The organism is Allobosea thiooxidans (assembly GCF_900168195.1).
Taxonomy (GTDB): domain Bacteria; phylum Pseudomonadota; class Alphaproteobacteria; order Rhizobiales; family Beijerinckiaceae; genus Allobosea; species Allobosea thiooxidans.
Window position 1 is genome coordinate 415583 of sequence record NZ_FUYX01000002.1, and the last position, 25126, is coordinate 440708.

The window sequence follows — 25126 nt, forward strand, 5'->3', positions numbered from 1 at the left end:
TTCAGGCCATCACCAGCCCGCCATCGACATGCAGCGTCTGGCCGGTGACGAAGCCGCTCCAGTCGCTGGCGAGGAAGAGCACGGGGCCGGCGATGTCGGCTGGTGTCGCGATGCGGCGCAAGGGCGTCTGTGCGATCAGCGTCTCGCGTACCGCCTCGGGCGTCGCCTCGCTCGCCTGCGTCGGATAGACCAGCCCCGGCGCGACGCAGTTCACCCGGATGCCGAGCGGACCGAGTTCGGCGGCGAGGTTGCGGCTGAATCCCACCAGAGCTGCCTTGGCGGTGGTGTAGTCGTGATAGGGGATGCTCGGTCGGGTCACGAGATCGCTTGCCAGGTTGACGATGCTGGCGCCCGTGCGGCGCTGGAGCAGCGGCAGCATCGCCCGGCTGACCGTGTAGGCCGCCTTCACCGCCCCCTCGAACTGCTGGCCATAGGCCTCCCAGGGCGTTTCCCAGAAGCGGGCGCGGTTGTCCGGGTCGAAGCGATAGGGCGCGAAGGCATTGTTGACGACGACATCGAGCCGGCCGACCTCTTCGGCGATGCGTGCGGCCATGGTGCCGACCGCTTCCGCCGAGGTCACGTCGGCAGCGATGGCGAGCGCCTCGCCGCCGAGGCCGCGGCATTCGGCGACGACAGCTTCGGCCGCTTCTGCGTTCGTGAGATAGTTGGCGACGACGATGCCGCCCTCGGCCGCGAAGGCCTTCGCGATCGCTGCGCCGATGCCGCGGCTCGCGCCGGTGACGAGGATGGCCCGGTCGCGGAACTTCATGGCGCGCCCTCCTTCTGCGGGAGGAGGTCGCTCTTCACGACGGCCTTCATGTCGATCTGGCGGGCGATCAGGCCGAGGCTGCGGAAGGTGTCCGCGCCTTTCTGCAAGGCCTCGAGATCGAAGCGGCCGAGGCCCTCGCGCTCGGTCGTCGCAGAGACGCTCGAAGCGTTGCGCAGCTTGATGATCTCGAGATTGACGGCCTCGTCCCGGCCGTTGATGGCGCGGGTGACGGCGATGCGCGCGGCTTCCTCGGGCTTGGCGATCATCCAGGCGGCGGAGTCGCGATAGGCGGCGAGGAAGCGCTGCAGCAGCGGCCTGTTCTGCTCGTAATAGCTCTCCTTCACGACGAAGATGTCGCTCGGCAGGTTGAGCTGGTCGCGGACCTCGATGACGTTGGCCTCGCCCAGTCCCTTGGCGCGGGCGACGAGCAGGCCGGTATCGGTCGCGGCGGTGGCGTCGACCTGGCCCTGCATCAGCGGCGCGAAGTTGAGCAGGCCGGTGGGCTGGATGGTGACATCCTTCTCGCCCAGACCCACCTGGTGCAGCAGCACGAGCAGGTTCTGGTAGGTGCCGCTGGCGAGGCTGTAGACGCCGATGCGCTTGCTCTTGAGATCGGCGGCGGAGCGGATGCCGCTGCTCTTCAGCGCGACGACGTTGAAGACGTTCTGCGGATAGATGTTGTAGATCGCGACGAGCTTTTCGCCCTTGTCGAGCGCGAGATAGAGCGCGGCCGGGTCGGTGAAGGCGATGTCGGCCTGCCCCGCGATCAGGGTCTGGAGCGCGGCGCCGCCGCCATTGCCGGGCACATAGTCGAGCGCGATGCCCTTGGCCTTGAAGAAGCCCTTGTCCGGTTCCGCGAGCAGGTTGGTGATCTCGCTGATCGGCTGGCTCCAGCCGGCGACGGTAACCTTGTCGAGCGACTGGGCCGCGGCGGGCGCAGCAACGAGCAGCGACAGGGCAAGCAGGAGGAAGGCGCGCAGGGCGGGCATGGGGGCTAGCCTTTCGAGAAGCGGTGCAGGACGCGGCGCTCGAGCAGGCGCACGGCCTCGTAGAGCAACATTCCAAGGGCGGTGATGACGATGAAGAGCGCGAAGATCAGACTCGAATCCATCACGCTCTGGGCGGCGATGATCGAAGCGCCGAGGCCGATGCGACCGCCGATGAACTCGCCGACCACCGCGCCCACAAGCGCTAGCACGACCGCGACGCGCAGGCCCGCCATGATGACGGGCAGGGCCGCCGGAAGCTTCAGGCGCAGCAGGGTCTGGAGGCGGCTCGCGCCCAGCATGCGGAAGAGTTCGCGCCGCGCCGGATCGACCTCGCTCACGCCTGTCAGCGTATTCTCCATCAGCGGGAAGAAGCAGATCAGAGCGGTGATCACGACCGTCGGCGTCATGCCGAAGCCGAACCAGATGATGAAGAGCGGCCCGAGCGCGAGTTTCGGCACCAGCTGGCTCGCCAGCACATAGGGCCGCAGCAACCGGCTGAGCGCCGGGAATTCCGCCAGCAGGATGCCGACTCCGAGGCCGACGACGGCGCCGATGGCAAGGCCCAGCGCCATCTCCGTGGCCGTGACGGCGAGATGCGGCCAGAGCCGGCCGGTGGCGATCTCGCTCCATAGCGTGGCCAGTACCGCCGAGGGCGGCGGCAGGACGAGAGCCGACACGCCGCCGAGGCGGCACCAGGCCTCCCAGCCCGCGAGCAGAGCGACGAGCAGCAGGAGCGAGGGCAGCCGCGCGCTCATGCTGCCGGCCTCTGGCTTGCGGCGGTGCCGGCCTCGCCATCCATCGCGTCGCGCAAGTCGCGGCAGGCGGCGATGAAGGAGGGCGCATAGCGGATGTCGCGGTGCCGCGGGCGCGGCAGCTCGATCCGGCGCCTGTGGGCTAGCCGGCCGGCTGCCATCACCGCGACCTTGTCGGCCAGATAGACGGCCTCGCCGATGTCATGGGTGACGAAGAGCGCGGTGGTGCCGTTGAGCGCGCAGAGCCGCAGCAGATCGTCCTGCAATTCCTCGCGTGTTAGCGCGTCGAGCGCGGCGAAGGGCTCGTCGAGCAGGAGCAGGTCCGGGTTGCCGATCAGCGCGCGGGCGAGGGCGACGCGGCTCTGCTGGCCGCCGGAAAGCTCGGCCGGTCGGCGCGTGGCGAAATCGGCGAGGCCAATGCGGGCGAGCAGATCGCGCGCGGCATCGCGGTCGGCGGCCGTGACGCGGCGCCTCAGCGAGACCGGGAGGAGGACATTGTCGAGCGCGCTCAGCCAGTCGAGCAGGGTCGGAGCCTGGAAGACGAAGCCGGCATGAAGGCTCGGGCCATGCAGCGCCTCGCCGCTGATGCGGATGGCACCTTCGCTCGGGCCGAGCAGGCCGGCAGCGAGCTTCAGCAGCGTGGTCTTGCCGCAACCGCTGCGGCCGAGAAGGCAATGGATCTCGCCGCGCGGGATCGCCCAGTCGACGCCGTCGACGATGGCGGGGTCGTTCGCGCCGTAGCGGTAGCGGACCTGCTCGATCGCGACGAAGCCAGGAGTGGAGCGATCAGTCGACATAGGGCGCGAACCCTTCCGCCGCGGCCTCGGCGCTCTGCTCGATCTCGGTCAGGGTGACGAGGTCGAGCAGGCTGAAGCGGCCGTCATGGTGCCAGCCGGCTTCCGGCGCCGTCATGCGGCCGAGCGGCGCGATGCGGCTGACGCCGATTTCGCCCAGCTGCTGCGCGAGCCGGAACAGCCGCTCCGGCGCCGCGGCGACCCCGGCTGTCTGCAGGAAACTGCGCTGGGGGGCGACCAAGGCGGGAACGTCGTCGAGGCTGTCGAGCGCAACCAGCTTGAGCGTGCGGTTCAGGCCCGTCGGGCTCAGGGCTTCGGGCGTCTCGACATGGACGACGCTCCAGGAATCCGAAGGCTCGCCCAGGAGCTCCGCCGCCCCCTCCATCGCGCAGATCTCCTGCGCGCCGCGCCATGTGGCGATCGACGCGGCTTCGCCCTGCGAGAGGGCGCGGCGCGGATGGTGGGGGGCGAGGGCGGCGAGTTCCTGCGCGACATGGCGGGCGAATTCGGCCGGCGCGACGCGCCCGCCGCGCTCGACGAAGAGCAGTTGCGGCGAGTAGCAGCCTTGTTGCTCGTAGCGGGCGACGTCATGAGCGGCGAGCCGCGCCAGCGCCGGAGCCTTGCGGCTGTCGAGCGCTTCGCGCCCGATCACGCCGAAGCCGATCTTGTGGCCATGCGGCAGGAAGCGGGTGGTGATCGGCAGTTTTGCACGCAGTGCCGTCAGCGTATCGTTGCCGCCATAGGCCATGACGGTGTCGGCTTCACGCAGGAAGACAGGCTCGGCGGCCGCTTCCCCGCCTTTCCACCAGGTGATGGCGAGGCATTCGCCGATCTCCGGGTCGATCTCGGCGAGGAGGCTCGCGAACCAGCTGGCCGTCAGCGGCTCGGCCGAGGCGAGCTTGCCGATGCTGCCCGCCTTGACCAGCAATCCGCAGATCAGGCTCCAGAGCGAGAGCGCCGGGACATTGCCGGCCCAGACATGCAGCAACAGATCCGGGCCATGGGCGCAGAGATAACCGCCCTTGGGTGTCGGCTGGAAGCCGTCGAGCATGGCGGGATTGGCGAAATCCTCCGCCAGGAAGCGCAGCAGCTGCGGGCGCCGAAAAGTCTTGAGATAACCGGTCAGCCCGAGCCGGACCGTCTCGCGGTCATAGCCGGTGACGATCGGCAGCAGATGCTCGGCCTTGCGGCGCAGCGGGTGTGTGCGGTCGAGCAGGCGCGCGATCGTGGCGTCAATCGCGGCGGCGATCCGGGCGACCGGCATCTGCTTCAGCCGGGTGCGGGCGTTGCCGCGCACATGCGTGCAGAGCGCGGCCGCCTGTGCCTCGTCCAGTTCCGGCAGTGCGATGATGGCGCTCTCGCCCCAGGCGTGGTGACTGACCTCGCGCCAGCGCAGCGCCTCGCGGCTCAGGCCCGGCAGATGGCCCGCATGCTCGATCACGGTCTCAACCTCGCGCCGCAGCCAGGAACTCGGCCACGGCGACCGAGCAGCCCTTCGAATCCTCGCCGTCGACGCGACCGAGCAGCTTGAAACCACCCGGGACGATCTCGCCGGCATCCTCGGTCAGGATCGCCGAGACGCAGTTGAAATGGGCGAGGTCGTGATGGACGATCACGCCGCGCTCGCCTTCGGGAAGGTCTACGCCGGTCAGCGGGTCGACGACGCGGCTGCGGATCCAGTGTGGGCCGGATTTCACGGAGGGGCAGACCGCATTGCCGTCGTCGTAGAGCTGGGAGCTCAGCTCGGTCATCCCGTACATGTTGATGCAGGATGAGCGCGGCACGCCGAAGGCGGCGGCGAGCCCATCATAGAACTCGTCGGGACCGAGCTCGCGCGACTGGCCTTTGAAGCCGCCGGTGTCGAGGATGAGGCTGCCCTCCGGCAAGGCGAAGCGCCGGCCGCTCGCGGCGAGCGCATCCAGCACGGGAACGAAGGAATAGCTCGCGCCGAGCAGGGCATAGGGTTCGCCGCTGGCCTCGGCACGTTCGAGCGCCGGCAGCAGCCGGTCGAGGTCGAGACCGGTCGCGTTGATGAAGGTCTCGGAATCCGGCGTGCCGCATTCGCGCTTGGCGAGCGAGAGATAGGTGGCGAGCGAGGAGTTCGGCAGCTCCGTCTCGTCGGGGAAGAGGATGCCCATCCGGAGGCGCTCCCGGCCGCGCATGAAGCGCTTGCGGAAATTGCGCAGCATCGAGCGCTTCCAGACGGCGAGCGTCGGGTGATAGCTGCGGCCGCGCACGCCTTGCGTCGTGCCGCTCGTCATGAACACGCGCTCGGCCTGCTCCGGCGGGCTGCAGCTCAGCGTCAGGTCCTTGAAGGCGGTGATCGGCACGGCCGGGATATCGCGCCAGCGCCTGACCGAGAGCGGCGTGCGGCCGCGCTGCAGGGCGAAGCGCCTATAGGGCTCGTTGTTACGGAACTGATAGGCGAAGACTTTCAGCGCCATCGCCTCGAATTCGGCTTCCGACGCATCGGGAAGCGCGATGAACGCCAGCAGCGCCTCGATGATCTCGGCTTGCGTCACTGTGCCCACTCCGTCCTGACGCTCGCGGGCAAGCCGGTAGCGTCGATCGCGACAGGATCACGGGCGCAAGCTGGAGTCAGGGCCGTATTGGCCGCATGTCCCGCATCCCTACGCCGGCATGATCCGGATCAGGTTCGTAGGGTCACAGCGTCGCCGGGCTCGAAAGCCCAGCCGGCGGAATCTCAGCCTCCTAGCGAGGCCCCCCTGGGAACGGCCTTTACGTGGGGTTTGGCAGGGTGCCTTGTCAAGCGGGCGGGTGCGGCGGGCTGGCCGCCTTCACAAGCGCGGGGTCTCATAAAGCCGGCGGCCGCCGACGCTGATCTCGACCTGCTGGAGATAGGGCCGCAGCGCCGCCGGAGCGACCGCGATGCCGAGGCCCGGCGCCTCCGGCGCCGCCACCTGCCCCTGCGCGTCGCGCTCCAGATGATTGGCGGCGATCGCGATGGCGAGCGGTTTCGGCATGGCCGGATATTCGCAGATCTCATGATCGCCGAAGCCGGCATAGGGCTGCAGCGAGGCGGACAGGGCCAGATGCGAGGTGAAGGTGTGGTTGACGAAGGTCACGCCCTTGGCGACCGCGTAATCGGCTACCGCCTTGGATGGGCCGATGCCGCCGATCCGGCCGCAGTCGATCTGGACATAGCCGATGCCGCCATAGTCGATGAGCTGCTTGGCCATGGACTCGTTATGGGCGCCTTCGCCGCCGGCCAGGCGGACTTTCGCGCTGCGCCCGGCGAGGGCGCCATAGGCTTCGAGCGCGCTGGCGTGGAAGGGCTCCTCGAACCAGAGCACATTCGCCTTCTCCATGGCGGGCAGCCGGGCGGCGGCGCGCTCGACATCCTCGATGAAGATCTGGCCGGTATCGACCAGCAGGATGCCGTCCTGTCCAAGCCCCTCGCGGGCAGCGACGAAATGCTCGGCATCGGCCGCGACGCTGCCGCGGCCGATCGGCCCCCAGCCGAATTTGGCCGCGCGGAAGCTGCGGCTGCGGGCATCGCGGGCGCGTTCGAGGGTCTCCTGCGGCGTGTCGCCGAACAGGACCGAGGCATAGGGCGTCTTGGGATGGCTTTTGTCGTAGCCGAGCAGGCGCCAGACCGGCTCGGAGCGCATCTTGCCGAGGATGTCCCATAGCGCCATCTCGACGCCGGAGAAGGTGTGCGGCGCCTGCAGCAGGTCCATCGAGTTATAGGCGACCGCGGAGGCGATGCGGGCTATATCCTCAGGGCTTTCAAGCGTCTGACCGAGCACGGAATCGGCCACGGGGCGGCAGACGCCATGCGACATCGGGCAGATGAAGGCGGCGATGGAGGGGAGTGGTGCCGCCTCGCATTCGCCCCAGCCGACATGGCCGCCGGCGGCGACCCTGACCAGCAGCGCATCCTGGCTGCCATCGGCCTCGTCGGTGACGACGGGCATGGCGAGATAGAAGAAATCGACGGCCTCGATTCTGGGCACGGGTCTTCTCCTCACAGCTCGTAGATCGTGGCGCGAGGCGCGAAATCGACGCCTTCGTCAAGCGGGTAGATCGGCCGGGCGCAGATGGTGTGGCCGAGGCTCTTCAGGTTTGCGGAGGTGGCGCCTGGCGCGTCGATGTTGAAATTCCGCGCGCACCACTGGTCGAACATGTGGAATTCGGTGTGGGGCGACTTCACCACGATCAGGTCGAAATCGGTCGGGTCGAGGCCGTTGGCGTAGTACATTGCGCGGTCGAACAGGCTGACCGAGCGGCTCATCACCACAACGGTGACATTGTCCCAGGTCAGCACCGCGGTCGGCCCGGCACTCAAGGGTGCCTTCATCGTCTCCAGCGCGGCTTCGCCATCGGAGAGCAATTTGACCTTAGCTTTCACCTTCATCGGCGGGAAGCGTGCGGGATCGATCGAGCCGCCGAGCGTGACCTCGATCGTCGCGCCGACGCCGGCCTTGTGCGCGGCGGCGGCAGCCGGCGCATCGACGATCTGGGCCAGCACCCGCTTGCCGTAGCCGGCCGCGCGCAAGGCGGCGAGGATCGCGTTGCTGTCGCCGGACGCGCCGGAAGAGGTCGCATCGGCGGCATCGGTGAAGATCACCGGACCGTCGATGCTGCGGGCCTGGGCGATGGCGCGGTCGAGCGGGACGAGCTTGCCCTGCATGCGGAAGCGCAAGGGCCAGAACTCCTCAGCCAGTCGGATGGCCTCGCGCTCGGCGCTCGCCTTGTCGCCGTCGGTGAGGATCAGCACCTGCGAGCAGAGTTCCGGCACGTCGGTGAAGGGGTTGCCGATCATGATGCCGGCGGCGAGCGCCCGGCCTTCCTCCTCCAGTCGGCGGCATTCCGCCAGCAACTCGCCATAGCAGCCGGTCTTGGTGATGAGCTCGTCGCCGCGCACGAGCGCGGGGATGACGACCCGCGCCGCGACGGGCCTGACCCCGCCATCCATCAGCTTCAGCAGCAGCTCGGCTGCGCGCCGCCCGGTATCGGCGAAATCGACATGCGGGTAGGTCCGATAGATCGCGAAGCCATCGACCTGCCGCAGCATCCGGTCGGTCAGGATGCCGTGCAGATCGAGCGAGATGACGATCGGAATGCCGGGCCCGGCGTGCTCGCGCAGCTTCTCCAGCAGATAGCCTTCCGGGTCGAGCTCGCCATCGGCGCCCATCGCGCCATGCAGCGAGACATAGATGCCGTCGATCCCGTCGAGTTTCGCGAAGATCGCGGCGAGGATTTCTTCGGAGAGCTTCTTCCAGCCTTCGGCCGAGAGCAGGCCGGCGCTGCCGGCGCGGGCGCAGATCGTCGGCACGATCTCGATATCGGGCCGCGCCTCGAAGACGGCGAGCGCGCCGCCGAGTTCCTGGTTCTTGCCACGCTGGTCGTAGAGACCGTCGCCATGGCGGATCAGGAAGTTCTCGTAATGCGACGGCAGCGGATTGAAGGAGGAGATCTCCTGCTTGCAGTCGGCGATCAGGATGCGCTTCATCGGGCGGCTCCTACAGGTCAGAACTTCAGGCGGGGGTCGAGCACGTCGCGCAGGCCGTCGCCGAGAAGGTTGAGGCCGAGCACGCAGACGATGATCGCGAGGCCCGGGAACACCGTGATCCACGGCGCCTCGCGCATGAAATCGCGGCCTTGCGCGATGATCGAGCCGAAGGAGGCGGCCGGCGGCGGCGGGCCGGCGCCGACGAAGGAGAGCGCAGCCTCGGCCAAGACCGCGATGGCGAAGACATAGGTCAGCCGCACGATCAGCGGCCCGGCCGCGTTGCGCAGCACATGCTTGAACAGGATCGTCATTTCGCCGACGCCGATCGAGCGGGCGGCGGAGACGTATTCCTGTTCCTTTTCGAGCAGGACCGAGGCGCGCACGATGCGGGCCGTATGCGGCGTCGTGGCGATGGCGAGCGCGATCACGACATTGGTCAGCGAGGCGCCGAGCACGGCCGAGACGACCATGGCGAGCACGATCGAGGGGAACGCCATCAGCGCGTCCATGATCCGCATGATGGGCTGGTCGAGATGATAGAAGAAGCCGGCGATCGCGCCGCTCAGCGTGCCCGCGATGCCGGCCAGCACCACGGTGAAGGCGCCGATGGCGAGCGAGATGCGGGCGCCTATCATCACGCGCGAGAGGATGTCGCGGCCGAAATGATCGGTGCCGAACCAGTGCACGGCGCTGGGCGCCGCGAGCCGGGCGCGGACATTGCTGCGCAGCGGGTCGAAGGGCGAGAGCAGGTCGGCGGAGAGCGCGACCACGACCATCAACAGCACCAGCGCCGCCCCGATCACGAAGGAGCGGTTGCGCAGCAGGCGCCCCCAGAGGGCGCGGCCGACGAGTGGCGTACCTTGCATCAGGCCAGCCTCACCCGCGGATCGACCACGGCGTAGAGGATGTCGACGACGAGATTGATCGCGAGATAGACGACCGCAAGGAAGAGCAAACCGCCCTGCAGAACCGGGAAATCGCGCGAGGCGATGGCGCCGACGATCAGGCGGCCGACGCCCGGAATGGAGAAGACCTGCTCGACGATGACGGCACCGCCGAGCAGCGCGCCGGAGACGATGCCGATCACGGTGAGGATCGGGATCATCGCGTTCGGCAGCGCGTGGCGCAGCACGACATGGAGCTTGGCCAGCCCCTTGGCATCGGCGGTGCGGACATAGTCCTGGCTGAGCGTGTCGAGCATCGAGGCGCGCGCCATGCGGGCGATGAAGCCGACCTGCACCAGTCCCAGCGTCAGCGCCGGCAAGACCATGCCGCGCAGCCATTGGCTCGGGGATTCGAGGAAGGGCGTGAAGCCGCCGCTCGGCAGCCAGCCGAGCGAGACGGCGAAGACCAGCACCATGACGAGGCCGAGCCAGAAATCCGGGACCGAGAGCCCGAGCAGAGCCGTGGTCATCACCGCCTGATCGGGCCAGCGGTTGTGGTTGACGGCCGCGATAATGCCGGCGGCGACACCGAAGAATACGGCGAAGGCGAGTGCCAGCGCTGCCAGCGAAAGCGTGACCGGCAGGCGCTCGATCAGGGCTGCCGTCACCGAACGGTTGAGCAGGATCGACTGGCCGAGATCGCCGCTGAGGATGCGCCCGTACCAGCCGAACATCTGCTGCGGCAGCGACAGATCGAGACCTAGCGCGCTGCGCAGCTTGGCGACCTGCTCGGGCGTCGCAGAGGCGTCGAGAAAGGCCGCTGCCGGATCGCCCGGCACCAGCCAGATCAGCGCGAAGGACATCAGCGAGACCAGGACGAGCACGAGAAAGGCGCCCGCGAGCCGGCGGATCAGGAAATGTCCCATGCCGCTCCTCGTCGAGTGAAAAGTGAAGGCGCCGCCGCCAAGACGGCTCGCAGGGTCAGCTCCGCGGGCCGGGTTCGTTTCTGCGAGCCCTCATCCTGAGGAGCCGCGTAGCGGCGTCTCGAAGGATGTTTCAGGAGGCTCCGGAGATATCTGGAGCATCCTTCGAGACAGCCCTGCGGGCCTCCTCAGGATGAGGTGGCCCAGAAGACCACTCAAGGCTCCAGCCAGACGCCCCACATGCGCGGGATGCGATAGGGCTTGAAGTTCTTGAGCTTGGCCGTGGAGGCCTGGAAGACCCCGTAATTGCCAGCCTTCATCGCGACACCCGCGTCGTACATGTGCTTCTGGAAGGCGTCGAAGAGGGCCTTGCGCTTGGCTTCGTCCATCTCGGCGTTGAAGGCGGCGGCGATCCGGTCGATCTCCGGGTCCTTCGCCTGCTGCGAGAGGCCGTTGACCCAGGGGGCCATGACCGAGCCCGGGCCTTCATAGGGCTCGATGCCGAAGCCATGCGTCCAGAAGGTCCAGCCGGTCGGCGTGAAGCCGATCTTGGAAACGGTCGGCCAGTCGGAGACGGCGATGTCGACCTCGATGCCGATCTCCTTCAGCTTCTGCTGCACCAGCGTCGCGGTGTCGACATTGGGGCGCAGATTGTCGGTGATGAAGGTGACCTTGCCGCCCTTGTAGGCGGATTTGGCGAGGAGTTCCTTGGCGAGCTTCAGGTCGGACTTGTTGTACTTGTCGCTGCCGGCCGCCGAATGGAAGGCCGCGCCGGGATAGAGCCAGCTCGGATCCATCTGGTAGATGTCGGCATAGGAGATCGCCATGATCTCCTCCATGTCCAGCGCAGCCTGGACGGCGAGCCGGAAGTTCACGTCGTTGGCGGGCGGCTGCGCCTGGTTGAACTTGATCACCTGCAGGCCGAACGGCACCACCTTGTGGACGGTGAAGCGGTTGTCGCTGCCGAGCCGCTTCGCGGTCGGGCCGTCGACGGTCTCGTTGAACTGGATCTGCCCGGCTTCGAGCGCCGCGGTGCGGGCCCCGCCCTCCGGCATGAAGCGGAAGGTCACGGTGTCCAGGAAGGCTTCCTTCTTGCCGGCGAAGCCGTCGCGGCCGGTGCCCTTCGGATTGGGCGAATAGCCATCATAGCGCGTGAGCTTGACGTGGCTGTCGGGCTTGTACTCGACGAATTTGTACGGGCCGGTGCCGATGACCTCGATCTTGCCGGCCTCCTTGGCCGCCTCGCTCGCCGGATAGATCGCGATCGGCGCGCGCGGCGAGGAGAGGTTCTCGAGAAAGGTCGATTGCGGTTGCTTCAGCGTGACCGTGACCTCGCTCGGGCCGGTCGCCGCGACCTTGTCGATGGCTGCGACGAGTGCGGGCGAAGCGCCGATCTTGCGATAGCGTTCGAGCGAGGCGACGACGTCGTCGGCATCGAGCTTCTTGCCGTTGTGGAAGGTCACGTCCTTGCGGATCGGGAAGACATAGGTCTTGCCGTCCGGCGAGATCGTGACGCCCTCCGCAAGCTCGGGCACGGGCTTCGCGTTCTCGTCGCGGGCGTAGAGCGTCTCGAAAATGTGGAGCGTGATGTTGCGCGCGGCCTGGGCCGAGGTGATCTGGGCGTCGAGCGAAGGCGGCGCCTGGCTGATGCCGATGACGATGTCGCCGCCCTTGCGCTGGGCCAGCGCATCGGGTGCACCTCCCAGCATGAGGGCAACCGCCAGGGCGGCGCCGAAGATGGTGTGCTTTGCCATGTTCTTCTCCCCTCCGGATGATGGTCAGGCACGAAGACGGTCAGGCTGCGGCGCGTAGCGCGTCGTAATCCTCCATCAGCACGGCGACGGCGTCGCCGCGTTGCACGCGGCCGGGCCCGGCCGACATCCACAGCACGCCGTCGCGGCGGTAGCGCACGTCCAGCGGCGCGCGGTCGATATCCTCGACGAAGTGCAGATAGCCGGCGAGGTCGCCGGCACGGCAGAGATCGCCGACGACGTTGCGCGGCTCGAACAGGCCGCCGGCCGGTGCGAAGGAATAGCCGGCGGCGTCGCGCACCATCATGTGGCGGGTGCCGGGCGAGCCGTCGCGCTGGCTCGTATCGGGCTGACCTTCCATCAGGCCGAAATGCCTGAGGATGTTGGTCAGCGCCCGGTCTGCAATGCGCACGCCTTCGACATTGACCCGTCCCCAGCCGCCGAGCTCGGTGCCGAGCGAGAGGATGCCGCGCCGCTCGACCGAGGAGGTCAGCGTCGCGCCTTCGTCGACGCCCCAGAAGACGACGTTGTAGGGCGCGCCGAAGGCGGCTGCCGCCGCCATGGTGCGTTCGCGCAGCTTGGCGTCTGCGACGTAGTGCATGTTGGTCGAGAGCGCCGAGTCGCCGGAATGTCCGGCGGTGTGGAGATCGACGGAGACATCGACCAGCGGCAGCAGCACCGCATCGACGAAATGCGCGAGCATTTCCGAAAAGGTGCCCCTGGGATTGCCGGGAAAGCAGCGATTCATGTCGCGGTTGTCGACCGGCGAGAGCCGCGTGTCGTTCATGACGGCCGGGATGTTGAGCGCCGGGATCATGATCACCCGCCCCTGCACCTTTGCCGGGTCGAGGCCGCGGGAGAGGCGCGAGACCGCGATCTGGCCCTCGTACTCGTCGCCATGGACGCCGCCGGTGAAGAGTATCGTCGGCCCTGAGCCGTTTTTCACGCTGACGACCGGGATCTCGACGACGCCCCAGCCGGACGTGTTGCGAGACAAGGGCGCCCGCAGATAGCCTGCCTGCCGACCCGAAGCTTCAAAGTCGATCTCGCACCGAACCCGACTTTCCGACGCCATGGCGATCCCCTCTCGCTCTTGCGTTTCGTATGATTGTATACGATCATACGATCTGTCAAGCGAAGGGCAGAGAGCCGGATGACGGATATGGGCGAGCAGGTGCACGCAGCCGAGACGGCAACGCAGGAGCGGGCGAAAGGCTCGGGTCCCGACTGGCAGCCCTTGCAGCCGCAGACCCTCGTCGATCGCGCGATCGAGGCGATCATCGCCGGCGCCGCCGCCGGGCTGATTCTGCCGGGAGACCGGATCGTCGAGGTCGATCTCGCCCGCAAGCTCGGAGTCAGCCGTGTGCCGGTGCGCGAGGCGCTGCGCCTGCTCGAGAGCCAGGGCGTCGTCGTCAGCGAGCCCTATAAGGGGATCAGGCTGCGCCCCGTCACGAACGAGCGGATCGCCGACCTGATCGAGGCCCGCATCGCGCTCGAGGCCAGCGCGACCGCGCGCGCCGTCGCTGCCGGGCGCAATCGCGGCCGCCATCTCGACGAATTGCGCGGCGCCGTTGCCGAGATGGAGCTGATGGCGGCGCGCGGCAGCGCCTATGGCGTCGCGGTCGCCGACACCAATTTCCACCGCGCGCTCTGCAGGCTCGGCGGCAACAGCGTCACCTTCGACCTGTGGGAGACGCTGGCGCCGCAATGCACGATCATCTTCGGCCTCGCCACCTTCGGCAAGCCGATGGCCGGCGTCGTCGAGGAGCATGTCGACTTGCTCGCGGCCTTCGAGGCCGGCGACATCGCCGTGATCGCGCGCACGCTCGACGAGCACATCACCGTCATGAACCACGCGATGGACTACGAGGCCATCGTCGCCCAACGCCGCCAGGAAAGGGACGCATCGTGACCGAGCAGGCCATCCAGCAGACGTTCGCCGGCAGCTGGCGCGCCGGCCTCCCGCCCTTCCGGATCACGCGCATCGAGGCCGCGCCGCTTTTCGGCGAAAGCCCGAAGGGCGGCTGGTCCGCCGAGATCCGGCCGGAGGATTCGATCCACGCGCTGATCGCGGTGCACACCGACCAGGGCCTGATCGGCCATGGCAGCGTCTTCACCGACGGGCGGCTCGTCCAGGCGGGCCTGAAGGTGCTGGAGCCGCTCTTCCTCGGGGCCGACGCGCTCTCGCCCGATTTCGTCAGCGAGAAGCTGCACCAGAACACCTTCTGGATGGGGCGCGGCGGCACGCTGACCCATGTGATCAGCGGCATCGACATCGCGCTCTGGGACATTCTCGGCCAGGCGACGGGACTCAGCGTCGGGCGGCTGCTCGGTGGCCGCTATCGCGAGCGCGTGCAGCCCTATTGTTCGCTCCTGATGGAGGAGCCCGACGCGATGCGGGATGTGGTCGCGAGCTATCGCGACAAGGGCTTCAGCGCCTTCAAGATCGGCTGGGGGCCGTTCGGTCGGGCGCTCGATGTGAAGCTCGACGAAGCGATCGTGCGCGCCGCACGCGAAGCCGCGGGCGAGCGCGCGAAGCTTTTCGTCGATGCCGGTGCCAGCGACGCGCTCTGGCCGCACGGACTGAAATGGGCCAAGCGCACCGCCGAGATGCTGGCCGATTACGAGGTCGGCTGGTTCGAGGAGCCGGTGCGTCCCGACGCGATCGACGACTATCGCGAGCTGCGCCGCTCCTCGCCCGTGCCGATCGCCGGCTGCGAGGTTCTGACCCGGCGCCAGAGCTTCATTCCCTGGCTGACCACCGGCGCTGTCGACATCGTGCAGCCCGACGTGACCAAGGTCGGCGGCATCTCGGAGCAGCGCCGGATCGCCTGGATGGCCTATGATCTCGGCATCCGCTATGTCGGCCATGGCTGGAACACCGCGCTCGGGTTGGCTGCGGACCTTCAGATGGCCTCGGCCTTCCCGGATGCCGATCTCGTCGAGTTCATCGGCGGCAGCCCCTATGTCGACGGCATCCTGGCGGAGCCTTTCGATCTGGATGGCGAGGGCTGGTTGACGATCCCCGACCGGCCGGGGCTCGGCCTGCGGCTGGATCGGGACAAGGTGGCGCGCTACACGCCGGACCCCGACGCCCTGTTCCGCTGATCGGTTTTCCCCGAGCCGGGCGGCCGAAAGAAGAGCAAGCTGCGCCGGCGCTAATCCGGCAGGCGCGAGACCACGCCGACGATCGGGCGCAGATGCTGCTCCAGGATGGCGAGCGCCTTCTCCTCGTCCCATGCGGCGAGCGCCGCGATCAGGGCGTGGTGCTCCCGGCTGATCCGCACGATCCGGGTCGGGTCGGTGTTGATCGCAGTCATCGCCACGCGCTGCTGGCGGGCGCCCAGCGACTGGTAGAGCTCCGACAGCACGACATTGCCGACCGCGGCGACCATGACGAAATGGAACCGGCGATTCAGCTCGACCCGGTTGAAGTAATCGCCCTGCGGCAGATGCTCGAGCTCGTCGAGGACGGCGTGCATCTCGGCCGGCAGCGGAATCTCCTCCCTGCAGATGCGGCTGATCGCATGACCCTCGATCATGCGCCGCGCCTCGTAGAGATCGAGCAGCTCCTGGGCGGTGACCTGCCGGACAAGGGCGCCACGGCGCGGCAGAAGATCGATGAAGCGCTCGGCCTCGAGCCGGTGGAAGGCCTCGCGCACCGGCGTCCGCGAGACGCCGAGCGCCGAGGAGATCTCCTCCTCCTCGATGAAGGAGCCGCCCGGAAAGCGGCCGCGCAGGATCTGCTCGCGCACATAGAGATAGACCCGCTCGCGGGTCGGCTTGCCGCGCGAGGCCGCCGTTTCGTCTTGTTCTAACACGGTCATGGACAGCCTCGCCCCCACCGGTCTCCTATAGGGCAGGATGAGAGTAGACAGCAAAAAATCCGCCACGTATACACGATGCATCAAGAGCGATGCCGTGCGCGCCCTGCGCCGAAGCCTCGCCGGGGAACCACATGACCGTGCTGCCTCTTTCGACGCCGCCACACCGGGTACCGGGCCGACGCCCGGGGCACCTCCGGATGGCTGGCGCGGTCATTGCTTGCGCCCCTTCCGTCCCGCACTGTCCCCCGATCGCCCGGAGCGAGCGGGGATAGGCGCCAGGGGCCAGGACTCAGCAGCAGAGGATCAGCCGATGACCATTTCTCGTCGTTCCGTCCTTGGTGCCGGCCTAGCCGCTCCGCTCCTGAGCTCGCCCCTGCTGATCGGCCCCGCACGGGCTCAGCGCTCCGCCGGCATCCTGCGCTACGGGCTGTCCGCCTTCCCGCCCAATTTGCAGCCCTGGGTCTCGACCGGCGCGTCCGCCGGCACGGTGAAGATGCTGACCAACCGCAGCCTCGTCTCCTACGACCCCAAGGGAGAGCTGCGCGGCGAACTCGCCGAATCCTGGTCGCGCGATGCCGATGGCGCCTGGGTCTTCAAGCTGCGCAAGGGCTGCGTCTTCCATAACGGCGAGCCGGTCACCGCCGATGACGTGAAGTGGTCGATCGAGCAGATCGCCGGAGAGAAGTCGACCGCCTATATGCGGGCGCAGTTCCAGCTGATCGAGCGGGTCGAGATCCCCGACCCGCAGACGGTCCGCCTCGTCACCAAGGGGCCGCAGGCGACGTTGCCGAGCTGGTTCGGCAACTACAACACCTTCATCATCTGGCGGAAATCGAGCCCGAACGAGCCGATCGGCGCCGGCCCCTTCCGCCTCGTCGGCCAGGAACGCGGCACCTCGCTGGAGCTCGCCGCCTTCGACAAGTTCTACAAGCCGGGCATCCCGAAGCTCAAAGGCATCAAGTTCATCGTCTATGCCGACGAGAACCTGCGCAACGCCGCGCTGATGTCCGGCGATGTCGACATGATCGAATACGTTCCCTGGCAGTCGATGGCGGCGGTGGAGGCCGATCCGCGGCTCAAGCTCGACACCCAGGAAGGGCCGTTCATGGACGTGCTGTTCAACGGCACGAAGCCGCCCTTCAACGACCCGCGCGTACGCCGGGCCGTCGCCCATGCGGTGAAGCGCGAGGACATTGTCAAGGTCGCCTTCTTCGGGCGCGGCAAGCCGCTCGAGGGCCTGCCCATCGTCGAGGGTACGCCCTGGTACGACAAGGAGCTGGCGCATGGCTGGAACTATGATCCGGCCCGGGCCAAGGCGCTGCTTGCGGAGGCCGGCTTCGCCAACGGCTTCCAGACGACGCTGCTCGCCACGGCGCAGTTCGGCATGCACAAGGACACCGCCGAGATCGTCCAGCAATACCTCGCCGCCATCGGCATCCAGGCCGAGCTGCAGCTGCCGGACTGGTCGACGCGGGTGAGCCGCGGCTCGCGCGGGCAGTACGACATCGCCATCCACGGCGTCTCCTCCGACAACAACGACCCGGATGGGCTGACCGTGGTGCTCGACACGACGCTGTCGCCCTCGCATGGCCGCTCGTTCAAGGTCGATGCGCCCCGCACCATCGCGGCGCTGGCCAAGGGGCGGGCCGAGTTCGACCAGGCCAAGCGCGTCGAGATCTACAAGGAGATGCAGCGCGCCGCGCTGGAGGAGGTGCCGCTCGTCGGCCTCGCCTGGCGCCAGCAGGGCTACGGCATGGACAAGAGCGTGCAAGGCTTCACGAACCTGCCGGGCGCGCTCACGAACTCCTCCGGCAACATGCTCGAGGAGACCTCTTTCGGATGAGTGCGGCCTGGCTGACGCGTCGCATCCTGCTGACGCTACTGATGGCCTGGGTCGTGGCGACGATCGTCTTCCTGGCGCTGCACATGGTGCCGGGCGACCCGGCCGAACTGCTGCTATCGACGGCCGGCGTCGTGCCCGACCCGGCTTCCGTCGCCGAGCTTCGCGAGAAGCTCGGTCTCGACCGGCCGCTGCTGGCCCAGTACGGCCAGTTCCTGCTCGGGCTGACGCGCGGTGATCTCGGCAATTCGCTGGTCGACGACTATCCGGTGATCCAGGAGATCGGGCTCAGGCTGCCGCGCACGCTCGAGCTCATCCTGGCCGGAACGCTGATCGCCCTCGTCGTCGGGGTGCCTTCCGGGGTCTATGCCGCGGTCCATCGCGGCGGTGCCTTCGACCGTGCCGCGTCCTGGATCACGGCGCTGCTTTTGGCCGTGCCGGTCTTCGTTATCGGCACGCTGCTCGTGCTGCTGCTGGCGCAGACGCTCCGGCTGATGCCGGCCGGTGGCTATGCCCCCTTCGCGCAGGACCCGGGGCAGCATCTCAAGCTCCTGACGTTGCCGGCGGTCGCGATCGCCAAGGGACTCTCGGCCGTGCTCTTCCGGATGACGCGGGCGGCGACGCTCGACGCGCTCGCCCATGACTATGTCCGCACCGCGCGGGCCAAGGGGCTCTCGCCGCGGCGCGTGCTCGTCGTGCATGTGCTGCGCAACGCGCTGAACCCGGTCGTCACCGTGCTCGGCCTGCAGATGGGCACGCTGCTCGGCGGCACGGTCCTGGTCGAATACGTCTTCAACTGGCCGGGCCTGTCGACACCGCTCCTGCGCGCCGTCGAGGGGCGCGACTATCCGATGGTAGTCGGCATCATCCTGACGATCTCGGTGCTCTTCCTGCTGATCAACCTCCTCGTCGAGATGCTGCATGCGGCGATCGACCCGCGGGTCCAGGCGGCATGAGGCGGCGCGGTTTCGGAAAACTGGCGCTGCCGGGCGCCTGTGTCGTGCTGATCCTGCTGATCGCGCTCGCGGCCCCGCTGCTGCCGCTGCCCGACCCGATCCGGCAGGATGTCGCGAACCGGCTCGCAGGCCCGACGACCGGCTCCTGGCTGGGGCGGGACGAGTTCGGGCGCGACGTGCTCTCGCGGCTGGTCTGGGGCGCGCGTACCAGCCTCTCCGTTGCCTTCGCCTCGGCGCTGGCGGCGGGACTGGTCGGTATCACACTCGGGCTGATCGGCGGCTGGGCGCGGAGCTGGGGCGCGTTCCTCACCGTGCGCAGCGTCGAGATCATCATGTGCTTCCCGCCGATCCTGCTCGCGCTGCTGGTGGTGACTCTGCTCGGCCCCGGCGCTGCGACGCTGATCCTGGTGCTGTCGGTGCTTTATTTGCCGGGCTTCGCGCGGGTGACCTATGCCGAGGTGCTGGCCGTCAAGGGCCGCGACTATGTCGAGGCGACGCGGGCGCTCGGTGCCAGGCCGGCGCATCTGCTGTTCCGGACCGTGCTGCCCAATATCGCCGGGCCGCTGCTCGTGCAGTTCTCGCTCGCGGTCGCGGCGGCGGTGGTGATCGAGAGCGGTCTGTCCTTCCTGGGGTTGGGCGTGGTGCCGCCGGCGCCCTCCTGGGGGCTGATGATCCGTGGCGCGCGCTCGACCATGGAGCAGGCCCCGCTCCTGCTGCTCTGGCCCTGCGCCGTGCTGACCCTGACCATCCTCGCGATGAACCTGCTCTGCGATGCCCTGCGCGACATCCTCGACCCGCGCACGGGCGAGCGCTGAAGACGAACCGAACAAGGAAGGACCCTGCCATGGCCGCCAAGACCGAACCCCTCGTCCATATGGGCACCATCACCGGCGGCGAGGCGCGCGAGCTGCTCAAATCAAACCCGGTCATCCTGCTGCCGATGGGCAGCCATGAGGACCAGGGCCCGCACGCCCCGATGGGCGACTATCTGCTCGCCGAGAAGATCGCCGAGCTCGCCGCGCTGCAGGCGAGCAAGGCCGGGGTGCGCACGCTGGTCGCGCCCGTGCTGCCCTATGGCGGCGCCGACTGGTTCGGCCCGATGATCGGCGGCATCGCGATCTCGCAGGGGACGCTGACGGCGGTGATCGCCGAGATGGTCGATTCCCTGCATCGCAACGGGCTGACCCGGCTCATCGTCATCAACGGGCATGGCGGTAATGTCGGGCCGATCGCGGAGGTAGCGCGCGAGATCTACCAGCGCGAGGGCATCGTCCTGCCGAGCCTCTATCTTTGGCGGATCGCCTACGGGCTGCTGCCCGGGCTCGTCGGGGCGGAGATGTCGGCCAAGGTCTCTGGCCATGGCGCCGACCCGCTGACCAGCCTCGGCATGCATCTCTTCCCCGAGCTGATGCGGCCCGATTTCATCCCGGCCGGCAAGCCGCTGAAGCGCGATCCCGTCCTCGACCTGCCCTTCACCGGACTCGGCACGGCGAGCTTCGAGGGCGCCGAGGTCGGGGTGCCGCATGAATATGACGAGGTCTATCATGCGGGCGTCGGCAAGGGCGATCCGACGCTCTGCTCGCCCGAGACGGGGGCCAAGGTGGCGGACAAGCTGAGCGACATCGTCGCCCGCTTCGTCGCCCATTTCGCGGCCAAGATCCCGGCCTGAGGCCGGCCGCTTCATCGCCTTGGGAGCTTGCCGCCTCGAGGGGCGGCGCCACAGCAGGAGGTTTCGATGCTCACCCGCCGTCTCGTCGTACAGACCGGTCTCGCCACGATCGCGATGCCCGCCGTGCTCAGGGCGCAGACCCTGTCCGGCCAGATCACGCTGATGTCCTATGCCGGCATCTTCCAGGACAACTATACGAAGGCGGTGATCGAGCCGTTCCAGCAGGCGCATCCGGGCGTGAAGGTGAACTTCGTGCCCGGCGGCTCCTCGGCCCAGATGGTCGGCAGCGTTCGGGCGCAGAAGGCCGACCCGCAGACCGATGTGGTGATCATGGACGTCACCACCTCGAGCATCGGCAATGCGGAGGGGCTGTTCGAGAAGCTGATGCCGGCCGAGTTTCCGGTCCTGAACGAGCTCCTGCCGGAGGCGCGCGCCGCCGGCGGCGAGTTCGGCCCGGCCGTGACCTTCGACCATCTCGTCATCGTCCAGGACTCGTCGCTCAAGCCCCAGCTCGCCAAGCTGGCCGATCTCTGGCGGCCGGACCTCAAGGGTGGGATCGCGCTCGCCGCCCCGCCGAACATCCAGGGCCTGGCGCTGACGGCGATGACCGAGAAGATGGAGGGCGGCGACTATCGCAAGTCGATCGACGCAGCGATGAAGAAGCTCAAGGAGCTGGCGCCGGGCGTGACCACCTTCGATCCCAATCCGGACGGCTATTCGCTGATCCTCAACGGCGTCGCCAAGGTCGCGACCGGCTGGAACGCGCGGGCGCAGCTCTATTCCGACCAGACCGGCGGCAAGATCAACGCGCTGCTGCCGCCGGAAGGTTCGGTCTTCCAGATCAACACGATCAACCTCACCGCCGGCTCGAAGAACCGCGCCGCGGCGGCGGCCTTCGTCGCCCATGCGCTGTCGCAAGGCGCGCAGAAGGCCTTCACCGAGCGGATGTTCTATGCGCCCACCAATGGCAAGGCCGAGATCGAGGCCAAGGCGCTGGCGCGCACCGCGGCCTCGCCGGAGAACCGCGCCCGCATGATCCCGGTCGACTGGAACGAGATCCTCAAGATGCGCGACCAGTGGAACAACCGCTGGCGGCGCGAGGTCATCGCGGCGGGACGCTGAGCGGCTGGCGATGAGCTATCTGGAACTGAGCGGGCTGCAGAAGCGCTACGGCAACTCCGTCGCGGTCGACGACGTCTCGCTGGCGGTGGAGCAGGGCGAATCCGTCGCGCTGCTCGGCCCCTCCGGCTGCGGCAAGACGACGACCTTGCGCATGCTCGCCGGGCTGATCGAACCGAACCGCGGCACAATGACGCTCGACGGCAGCGAGATCACGCAGCTGCCGGCGCACAAGCGCAATATGGGCTACGTCTTCCAGTCCTATGCGCTGTTTCCGCATCTCTCGGTGGCGCGCAACATCGCTTTCGGGCTGGAGGAACGCGGCGTCGGCCGTGCCGAGATCGCCAAGCGGGTCGAAGAGGCGCTGGCGCTGGTCCGACTCGCCGGCATGGAGCAGCGCCGCCCGAAGGAATTGTCGGGCGGCCAGCAGCAGCGCGTCGCGCTGGCGCGGGCGCTGGTGATCCAGCCCTCCGTGCTGCTGCTCGACGAATCCCTGTCCAATCTCGACGCCAAGCTGCGCGACGCGATGCGCCACGAGATCCGCTCGATCCAGCGGTCGCTCGGCATCACCACGCTGCTCGTCACGCATGACCAGGTCGAGGCGCTGACGATGTGCGACCGCATCGCGGTGATGCATCGCGGACGCATCGCCCAGATCGGCAGCGCCGAGGACATCTATGAGCGGCCGGCGACGCGCTTCGTCGCCGAGTTCGTCGGGCGGGCCAACGTGCTGCCGATCCAACGCGATGCCCAGGGCCGCGCTGCCGTCTGGGGGCAGGCCGTGCCGGTGGAAGCCGCGGCGAATGCCGATCTCTTCGTCCGGCCGCAGCGCATGCGGATCGTGCCGGCGTCCGAGCCGACCGGCGACGGGATGGCGCGGCTGACCGGGCGAGTGCTGCGCAGCGTCTTCGTCGGCGACCATGTCGAGGTGCTGGTCGAGGGGGCCGGCGGGCAGCTCACCGTCGAGATGCCCTCCGGCATGGCGGCCCCGACCGAGGGCGGCGAGGTCGCGGTCGTCTGGCCGCGGGCCGAGAGCCGCGTCTTCGCGCGCGAGGCGCCATGACCGCTTCGCGCCGCCTGCCGCTGCTGCTCGTTCCGGCGACGCTGTTCCTGTTCGTCGTCTATGTCTGGCCGTCGCTGGGGCTGTTCCGCAACGCCTTCAACGAGGTCGGCCCGACCGGCGCGATGGTCGAGGCCTGGTCGCTGGAGACCTGGCGCGCGACGCTGCATGACAGCTTCACCATCGAGCTGACGCTGAACTCGCTCTGGCTTTCGAGCATGGCGACGCTGATCGCGCTGTGCATGGCCTATCCGGTCTCGCTCTTCCTGTTCCGCACCGATTCCCGCTTTCGCGGCCTGCTCGCGGTCGTCGCGATCATGCCGATGCTGGTGTCCGGCGTGGTGCGCGTCTTCGGCTGGCTCGCCATCCTCGGCGATCGCGGACTGGTGAACACGACTCTCCAGTCCCTCGGGCTGATCACGGCGCCGCTGAGGCTCGTCTTCAACTGGACCGGCGTCACCATCGGCCTGGCCGAGAGCATCATGCCCTATATGATCCTGGCGCTGCTCGCCGGCTTCGGCCGGCTCGACCGCACGCTCGAGGAGGCGGCCCGCTCGCTCGGCGCCTCGCCCTGGCGGACCTTCTGGCGGGTCACCCTGCCGCTCAGCCTGCCGGCCATCGCGCTCGCCGCGGGGCTCGGCTTCGTGCTGTCGATGTCGGCCTACATCACACCCAAGCTGCTCGGCGGCGGGCGCGTCTTCGTGCTGGCGACGGAGATCTTCGAGCAGGCCACCACCAACACCAACTGGCCGGTCGCGTCCGTGCTGGCGATCTATACGCTCCTCCTGTTGCTGGCGCTGCTCGCACTGTCGAACCTGCTCGCCCGGAGGCTGCAGCGATGACCGGGGCAGGGCGCGTCCTCTCCGGCTTTGCCGCGCTGGTCTATGCGCTGATCCTGGCGCCGATCGTCGTCGTGGTGATGCTGGCCTTCTCGGCGGACAACTTCATCCTGTTCCCGCCTTCGGGCTATTCGCTGCGCTGGTTCAACCAGCTCGCGAGCAACGGCCCGCTGCTGACCGCGCTCTGGCTCAGCGTGCGGATCGCGGCGGTGGTGACGCTGCTCTCGCTCGCCATCGGCGTGCCGGCGGCGCTGGCTTTGGCGAAGGGCCGCTTCGCCGGCAAGGAGGCGCTGAGCGGCTTCTTCCTGGCGCCGCTGCTGCTGCCGACGCTGATCACGGGCCTGGCGCTGCTGCTGTTCTTCTCGCCGCTGAAGCTGACCGCGACGCTGCCCGGCCTTGTACTGGGCCACATGACGGTGACCGTACCCTTCGTGATCCGGATGATGACGACGGCGCTCGCGAACCTGCCCGATGACATCGAGGCCGCGGCCGCGACGCTCGGCGCCTCGCCATGGCGCGTCGTACGCCGGGTCACGCTGCCGCTGGCGACGCCGGGGCTGATCGCCTGCGCCTGCCTGTCCTTCCTGCTCTCCTTCGACGAGACGGTGATCTCGCTCTTCATCGCCGGCCCGCGCGCCTCGACGCTGCCGGTCGAGATGGTTCGCTATGTCGAGGGGCGCACCGATCCGCTCATCGCTGCATTGTCCGTCGTGCTCATCGTCGCGACGCTCGTCGTCGTCCTCGTGGTCGAACGCCTGGTCGGCGTCGCCCGCGCCGTCGGAAAATAGGAGGAAGCCATGCCCGATTACCGCATCGAAGCCATGCCGGAGCAGCTGCCGGCGGCGCTGGTCGAAAAGCTGCAGAAGGTCGAGACGGCGACGATCGGCCATTCGCAGCATTGGGGCTTCATGGATCGCGGCATCCAGCCGCTGCTGCGCGGCAAGCGCATCGCGGCGGCCGCCGTGACGCTGGCGATCCCGGGCCAGGACTCGACGCTGCTGCATCACACGCTCGGCCTGCTGCGCCCCGGCGACATCCTCGTCGTCGACCGGCTCGGCGACGACAAGCACGCCTGCTGGGGCGGCGGCGTTACCGTCGCGGCCAAGGCTGCCGGCGCTGTCGGCGGCATCGTCGACGGACCCTGCACGGACCTCGCCGAGATCGAGGATTCCGACTTCCCGATGTGGTGCCGCGGCATGTCCCCGATCACCACGCGACTCTACAATCTCGGCGGCACGCTCAACCTGCCGATCTCCTGCGGTAATGTCCCGGTCAAGGCGGGCGACGTCATCCTGGCCGACGAATCCGGCGTGCTGGTGCTGCCGCGGGCCGAGGCCGAGGCGATTGCGGACGCGGCCATCGCCCGCCAGGAGCGTGGCGAGCGCAACCAGGCGCGGGTGAAGGCCGGCGAAAAGCTGGGGGACATCTCGGGCGCGACCAAGATGGTGCTCGACGCGCTGGCGCAGAAGGGCTGATGT

24 protein-coding genes and 1 riboswitch are annotated in these 25126 nt (G+C 68.3%); of the genes, 11 read left to right on the forward strand and 13 right to left on the reverse strand.

Translation table 11 applies throughout. The annotated features are described in order from the left end of the window. Nucleotide 1: 1 nt before the first annotated feature. The 12 genes from B5Y19_RS05075 to B5Y19_RS05130 form a co-directional block, all read right to left on the reverse strand. Nucleotides 2-769, reverse strand: coding sequence for an SDR family oxidoreductase (locus tag B5Y19_RS05075; RefSeq protein WP_055728621.1), 768 nt, complete (start codon nt 767-769; stop codon nt 2-4). After that, nucleotides 766-1758, reverse strand: a complete 993-nt coding sequence (locus B5Y19_RS05080; RefSeq protein WP_055728622.1) for an ABC transporter substrate-binding protein — start codon at nt 1756-1758, stop codon at nt 766-768. The genes B5Y19_RS05075 and B5Y19_RS05080 overlap by 4 nt, the downstream gene beginning before the upstream one ends. Nucleotides 1759-1763: 5 nt before the next feature. Further along, on the reverse strand, nt 1764-2513 hold the full coding sequence (locus tag B5Y19_RS05085) for an ABC transporter permease (RefSeq protein ID WP_055728623.1): 750 nt from the start codon (nt 2511-2513) through the stop codon (nt 1764-1766). Beyond that, a complete protein-coding gene (locus tag B5Y19_RS05090) occupies nt 2510-3307 on the reverse strand; it encodes an ABC transporter ATP-binding protein (protein ID WP_055728624.1) in 798 nt (265 codons plus the stop codon). The genes B5Y19_RS05085 and B5Y19_RS05090 overlap by 4 nt, the downstream gene beginning before the upstream one ends. Beyond that, a complete protein-coding gene (locus tag B5Y19_RS05095) occupies nt 3297-4745 on the reverse strand; it encodes an acyl-CoA reductase (protein WP_055728625.1) in 1449 nt (482 codons plus the stop codon). Before B5Y19_RS05095 ends, B5Y19_RS05090 begins: the two co-directional genes overlap by 11 nt. Nucleotides 4746-4749: 4 nt before the next feature. Beyond that, a complete protein-coding gene (locus tag B5Y19_RS05100; RefSeq protein WP_055728626.1) occupies nt 4750-5826 on the reverse strand; it encodes a LuxE/PaaK family acyltransferase in 1077 nt (358 codons plus the stop codon). Between the two features lie 87 nt (nt 5827-5913). After that, nucleotides 5914-6042, reverse strand: a riboswitch (TPP riboswitch). Nucleotides 6043-6102: 60 nt separating this feature from the next. After that, nucleotides 6103-7281 (reverse strand): mandelate racemase/muconate lactonizing enzyme family protein, encoded by a 1179-nt coding sequence (locus B5Y19_RS05105; protein WP_244555485.1) that lies wholly within the window; start codon nt 7279-7281, stop codon nt 6103-6105. Nucleotides 7282-7292: 11 nt separating this feature from the next. Beyond that, complete coding sequence (locus B5Y19_RS05110) at nt 7293-8780, reverse strand: M81 family metallopeptidase (RefSeq protein WP_055728627.1); 1488 nt, start codon at nt 8778-8780, stop codon at nt 7293-7295. A gap of 17 nt (nt 8781-8797) precedes the next feature. Beyond that, nucleotides 8798-9646: an ABC transporter permease gene (locus B5Y19_RS05115; protein ID WP_055728628.1), complete on the reverse strand. Its 849-nt coding sequence runs from the start codon at nt 9644-9646 to the stop codon at nt 8798-8800. Next, nucleotides 9646-10590 (reverse strand): ABC transporter permease, encoded by a 945-nt coding sequence (locus B5Y19_RS05120; RefSeq protein ID WP_055728629.1) that lies wholly within the window; start codon nt 10588-10590, stop codon nt 9646-9648. Before B5Y19_RS05120 ends, B5Y19_RS05115 begins: the two co-directional genes overlap by 1 nt. Nucleotides 10591-10802: 212 nt before the next feature. Continuing rightward, nucleotides 10803-12341: an ABC transporter substrate-binding protein gene (locus B5Y19_RS05125; protein WP_079591169.1), complete on the reverse strand. Its 1539-nt coding sequence runs from the start codon at nt 12339-12341 to the stop codon at nt 10803-10805. Between the two features lie 40 nt (nt 12342-12381). Beyond that, entirely contained in the window at nt 12382-13335 is a 954-nt protein-coding gene (locus B5Y19_RS05130) for a succinylglutamate desuccinylase/aspartoacylase family protein (protein ID WP_244555486.1), read from the reverse strand. Nucleotides 13336-13491: 156 nt separating this feature from the next. On the opposite strand from B5Y19_RS05130, the gene B5Y19_RS25600 reads away from it, so the two are divergent. Both B5Y19_RS25600 and B5Y19_RS05140 read left to right on the forward strand, forming a co-directional pair. Next, nucleotides 13492-14250, forward strand: a complete 759-nt coding sequence (locus tag B5Y19_RS25600; protein WP_139384266.1) for a GntR family transcriptional regulator — start codon at nt 13492-13494, stop codon at nt 14248-14250. After that, entirely contained in the window at nt 14247-15446 is a 1200-nt protein-coding gene (locus tag B5Y19_RS05140) for a mandelate racemase/muconate lactonizing enzyme family protein (RefSeq protein WP_176168550.1), read from the forward strand. The genes B5Y19_RS25600 and B5Y19_RS05140 overlap by 4 nt, the downstream gene beginning before the upstream one ends. 50 nt (nt 15447-15496) lie before the next feature. On the opposite strand, the gene B5Y19_RS05145 is transcribed toward B5Y19_RS05140, so the two are convergent. Beyond that, nucleotides 15497-16165 carry a GntR family transcriptional regulator gene (locus B5Y19_RS05145; RefSeq protein WP_079591171.1) on the reverse strand — a complete coding sequence of 223 codons (669 nt, stop codon included), beginning with the start codon at nt 16163-16165 and terminating at the stop codon, nt 15497-15499. A 310-nt stretch (nt 16166-16475) separates the two neighbouring features. Here B5Y19_RS05145 and B5Y19_RS05150 point away from each other — a divergent pair, with 310 nt between their 5' ends. The 9 genes from B5Y19_RS05150 to B5Y19_RS05190 all read left to right on the forward strand — a co-directional run bounded on the left by B5Y19_RS05150 (nt 16476) and on the right by B5Y19_RS05190 (nt 25123). After that, nucleotides 16476-18008 (forward strand): ABC transporter substrate-binding protein, encoded by a 1533-nt coding sequence (locus B5Y19_RS05150; RefSeq protein ID WP_055728633.1) that lies wholly within the window; start codon nt 16476-16478, stop codon nt 18006-18008. Continuing rightward, nucleotides 18005-18961, forward strand: a complete 957-nt coding sequence (locus tag B5Y19_RS05155) for an ABC transporter permease (RefSeq protein ID WP_055728634.1) — start codon at nt 18005-18007, stop codon at nt 18959-18961. Before B5Y19_RS05150 ends, B5Y19_RS05155 begins: the two co-directional genes overlap by 4 nt. Beyond that, entirely contained in the window at nt 18958-19776 is an 819-nt protein-coding gene (locus B5Y19_RS05160) for an ABC transporter permease (RefSeq protein WP_055728635.1), read from the forward strand. Before B5Y19_RS05155 ends, B5Y19_RS05160 begins: the two co-directional genes overlap by 4 nt. Before the next feature lie 29 nt (nt 19777-19805). Next, on the forward strand, nt 19806-20630 hold the full coding sequence (locus B5Y19_RS05165; RefSeq protein ID WP_055728636.1) for a creatininase family protein: 825 nt from the start codon (nt 19806-19808) through the stop codon (nt 20628-20630). A gap of 66 nt (nt 20631-20696) precedes the next feature. Beyond that, complete coding sequence (locus tag B5Y19_RS05170) at nt 20697-21752, forward strand: extracellular solute-binding protein (RefSeq protein WP_055728637.1); 1056 nt, start codon at nt 20697-20699, stop codon at nt 21750-21752. Nucleotides 21753-21762: 10 nt separating this feature from the next. Further along, nucleotides 21763-22812: an ABC transporter ATP-binding protein gene (locus B5Y19_RS05175; RefSeq protein WP_079591172.1), complete on the forward strand. Its 1050-nt coding sequence runs from the start codon at nt 21763-21765 to the stop codon at nt 22810-22812. After that, complete coding sequence (locus tag B5Y19_RS05180) at nt 22809-23651, forward strand: ABC transporter permease (protein ID WP_055728639.1); 843 nt, start codon at nt 22809-22811, stop codon at nt 23649-23651. The genes B5Y19_RS05175 and B5Y19_RS05180 overlap by 4 nt, the downstream gene beginning before the upstream one ends. Beyond that, on the forward strand, nt 23648-24436 hold the full coding sequence (locus tag B5Y19_RS05185; protein ID WP_055728640.1) for an ABC transporter permease: 789 nt from the start codon (nt 23648-23650) through the stop codon (nt 24434-24436). Before B5Y19_RS05180 ends, B5Y19_RS05185 begins: the two co-directional genes overlap by 4 nt. 9 nt (nt 24437-24445) lie before the next feature. After that, nucleotides 24446-25123: an RraA family protein gene (locus B5Y19_RS05190; RefSeq protein ID WP_055728641.1), complete on the forward strand. Its 678-nt coding sequence runs from the start codon at nt 24446-24448 to the stop codon at nt 25121-25123. Nucleotides 25124-25126 lie beyond the last annotated feature (3 nt).

Bases quoted from the DNA above. Each gene is read 5' to 3' on its own strand.
- B5Y19_RS05180 (WP_055728639.1), top strand. From the start codon at position 22,809: ATGACCGCTTCGCGCCGCCTGCCGCTGCTGCTCGTTCCGGCGACGCTG.
- B5Y19_RS05150 (WP_055728633.1), top strand. From the start codon at position 16,476: ATGACCATTTCTCGTCGTTCCGTCCTTGGTGCCGGCCTAGCCGCTCCG.
- B5Y19_RS25600 (WP_139384266.1), top strand. From the start codon at position 13,492: ATGACGGATATGGGCGAGCAGGTGCACGCAGCCGAGACGGCAACGCAG.
- B5Y19_RS05075 (WP_055728621.1), bottom strand. From the start codon at position 769: ATGAAGTTCCGCGACCGGGCCATCCTCGTCACCGGCGCGAGCCGCGGC.
- B5Y19_RS05170 (WP_055728637.1), top strand. From the start codon at position 20,697: ATGCTCACCCGCCGTCTCGTCGTACAGACCGGTCTCGCCACGATCGCG.
- B5Y19_RS05090 (WP_055728624.1), bottom strand. From the start codon at position 3,307: ATGTCGACTGATCGCTCCACTCCTGGCTTCGTCGCGATCGAGCAGGTC.
- B5Y19_RS05080 (WP_055728622.1), bottom strand. From the start codon at position 1,758: ATGCCCGCCCTGCGCGCCTTCCTCCTGCTTGCCCTGTCGCTGCTCGTT.
- B5Y19_RS05115 (WP_055728628.1), bottom strand. From the start codon at position 9,646: ATGCAAGGTACGCCACTCGTCGGCCGCGCCCTCTGGGGGCGCCTGCTG.
- B5Y19_RS05125 (WP_079591169.1), bottom strand. From the start codon at position 12,341: ATGGCAAAGCACACCATCTTCGGCGCCGCCCTGGCGGTTGCCCTCATG.
- B5Y19_RS05145 (WP_079591171.1), bottom strand. From the start codon at position 16,165: ATGACCGTGTTAGAACAAGACGAAACGGCGGCCTCGCGCGGCAAGCCG.
- B5Y19_RS05165 (WP_055728636.1), top strand. From the start codon at position 19,806: ATGGCCGCCAAGACCGAACCCCTCGTCCATATGGGCACCATCACCGGC.
- B5Y19_RS05155 (WP_055728634.1), top strand. From the start codon at position 18,005: ATGAGTGCGGCCTGGCTGACGCGTCGCATCCTGCTGACGCTACTGATG.
- B5Y19_RS05160 (WP_055728635.1), top strand. From the start codon at position 18,958: ATGAGGCGGCGCGGTTTCGGAAAACTGGCGCTGCCGGGCGCCTGTGTC.
- B5Y19_RS05085 (WP_055728623.1), bottom strand. From the start codon at position 2,513: ATGAGCGCGCGGCTGCCCTCGCTCCTGCTGCTCGTCGCTCTGCTCGCG.
- B5Y19_RS05190 (WP_055728641.1), top strand. From the start codon at position 24,446: ATGCCCGATTACCGCATCGAAGCCATGCCGGAGCAGCTGCCGGCGGCG.
- B5Y19_RS05185 (WP_055728640.1), top strand. From the start codon at position 23,648: ATGACCGGGGCAGGGCGCGTCCTCTCCGGCTTTGCCGCGCTGGTCTAT.
- B5Y19_RS05175 (WP_079591172.1), top strand. From the start codon at position 21,763: ATGAGCTATCTGGAACTGAGCGGGCTGCAGAAGCGCTACGGCAACTCC.
- B5Y19_RS05110 (WP_055728627.1), bottom strand. From the start codon at position 8,780: ATGAAGCGCATCCTGATCGCCGACTGCAAGCAGGAGATCTCCTCCTTC.
- B5Y19_RS05120 (WP_055728629.1), bottom strand. From the start codon at position 10,590: ATGGGACATTTCCTGATCCGCCGGCTCGCGGGCGCCTTTCTCGTGCTC.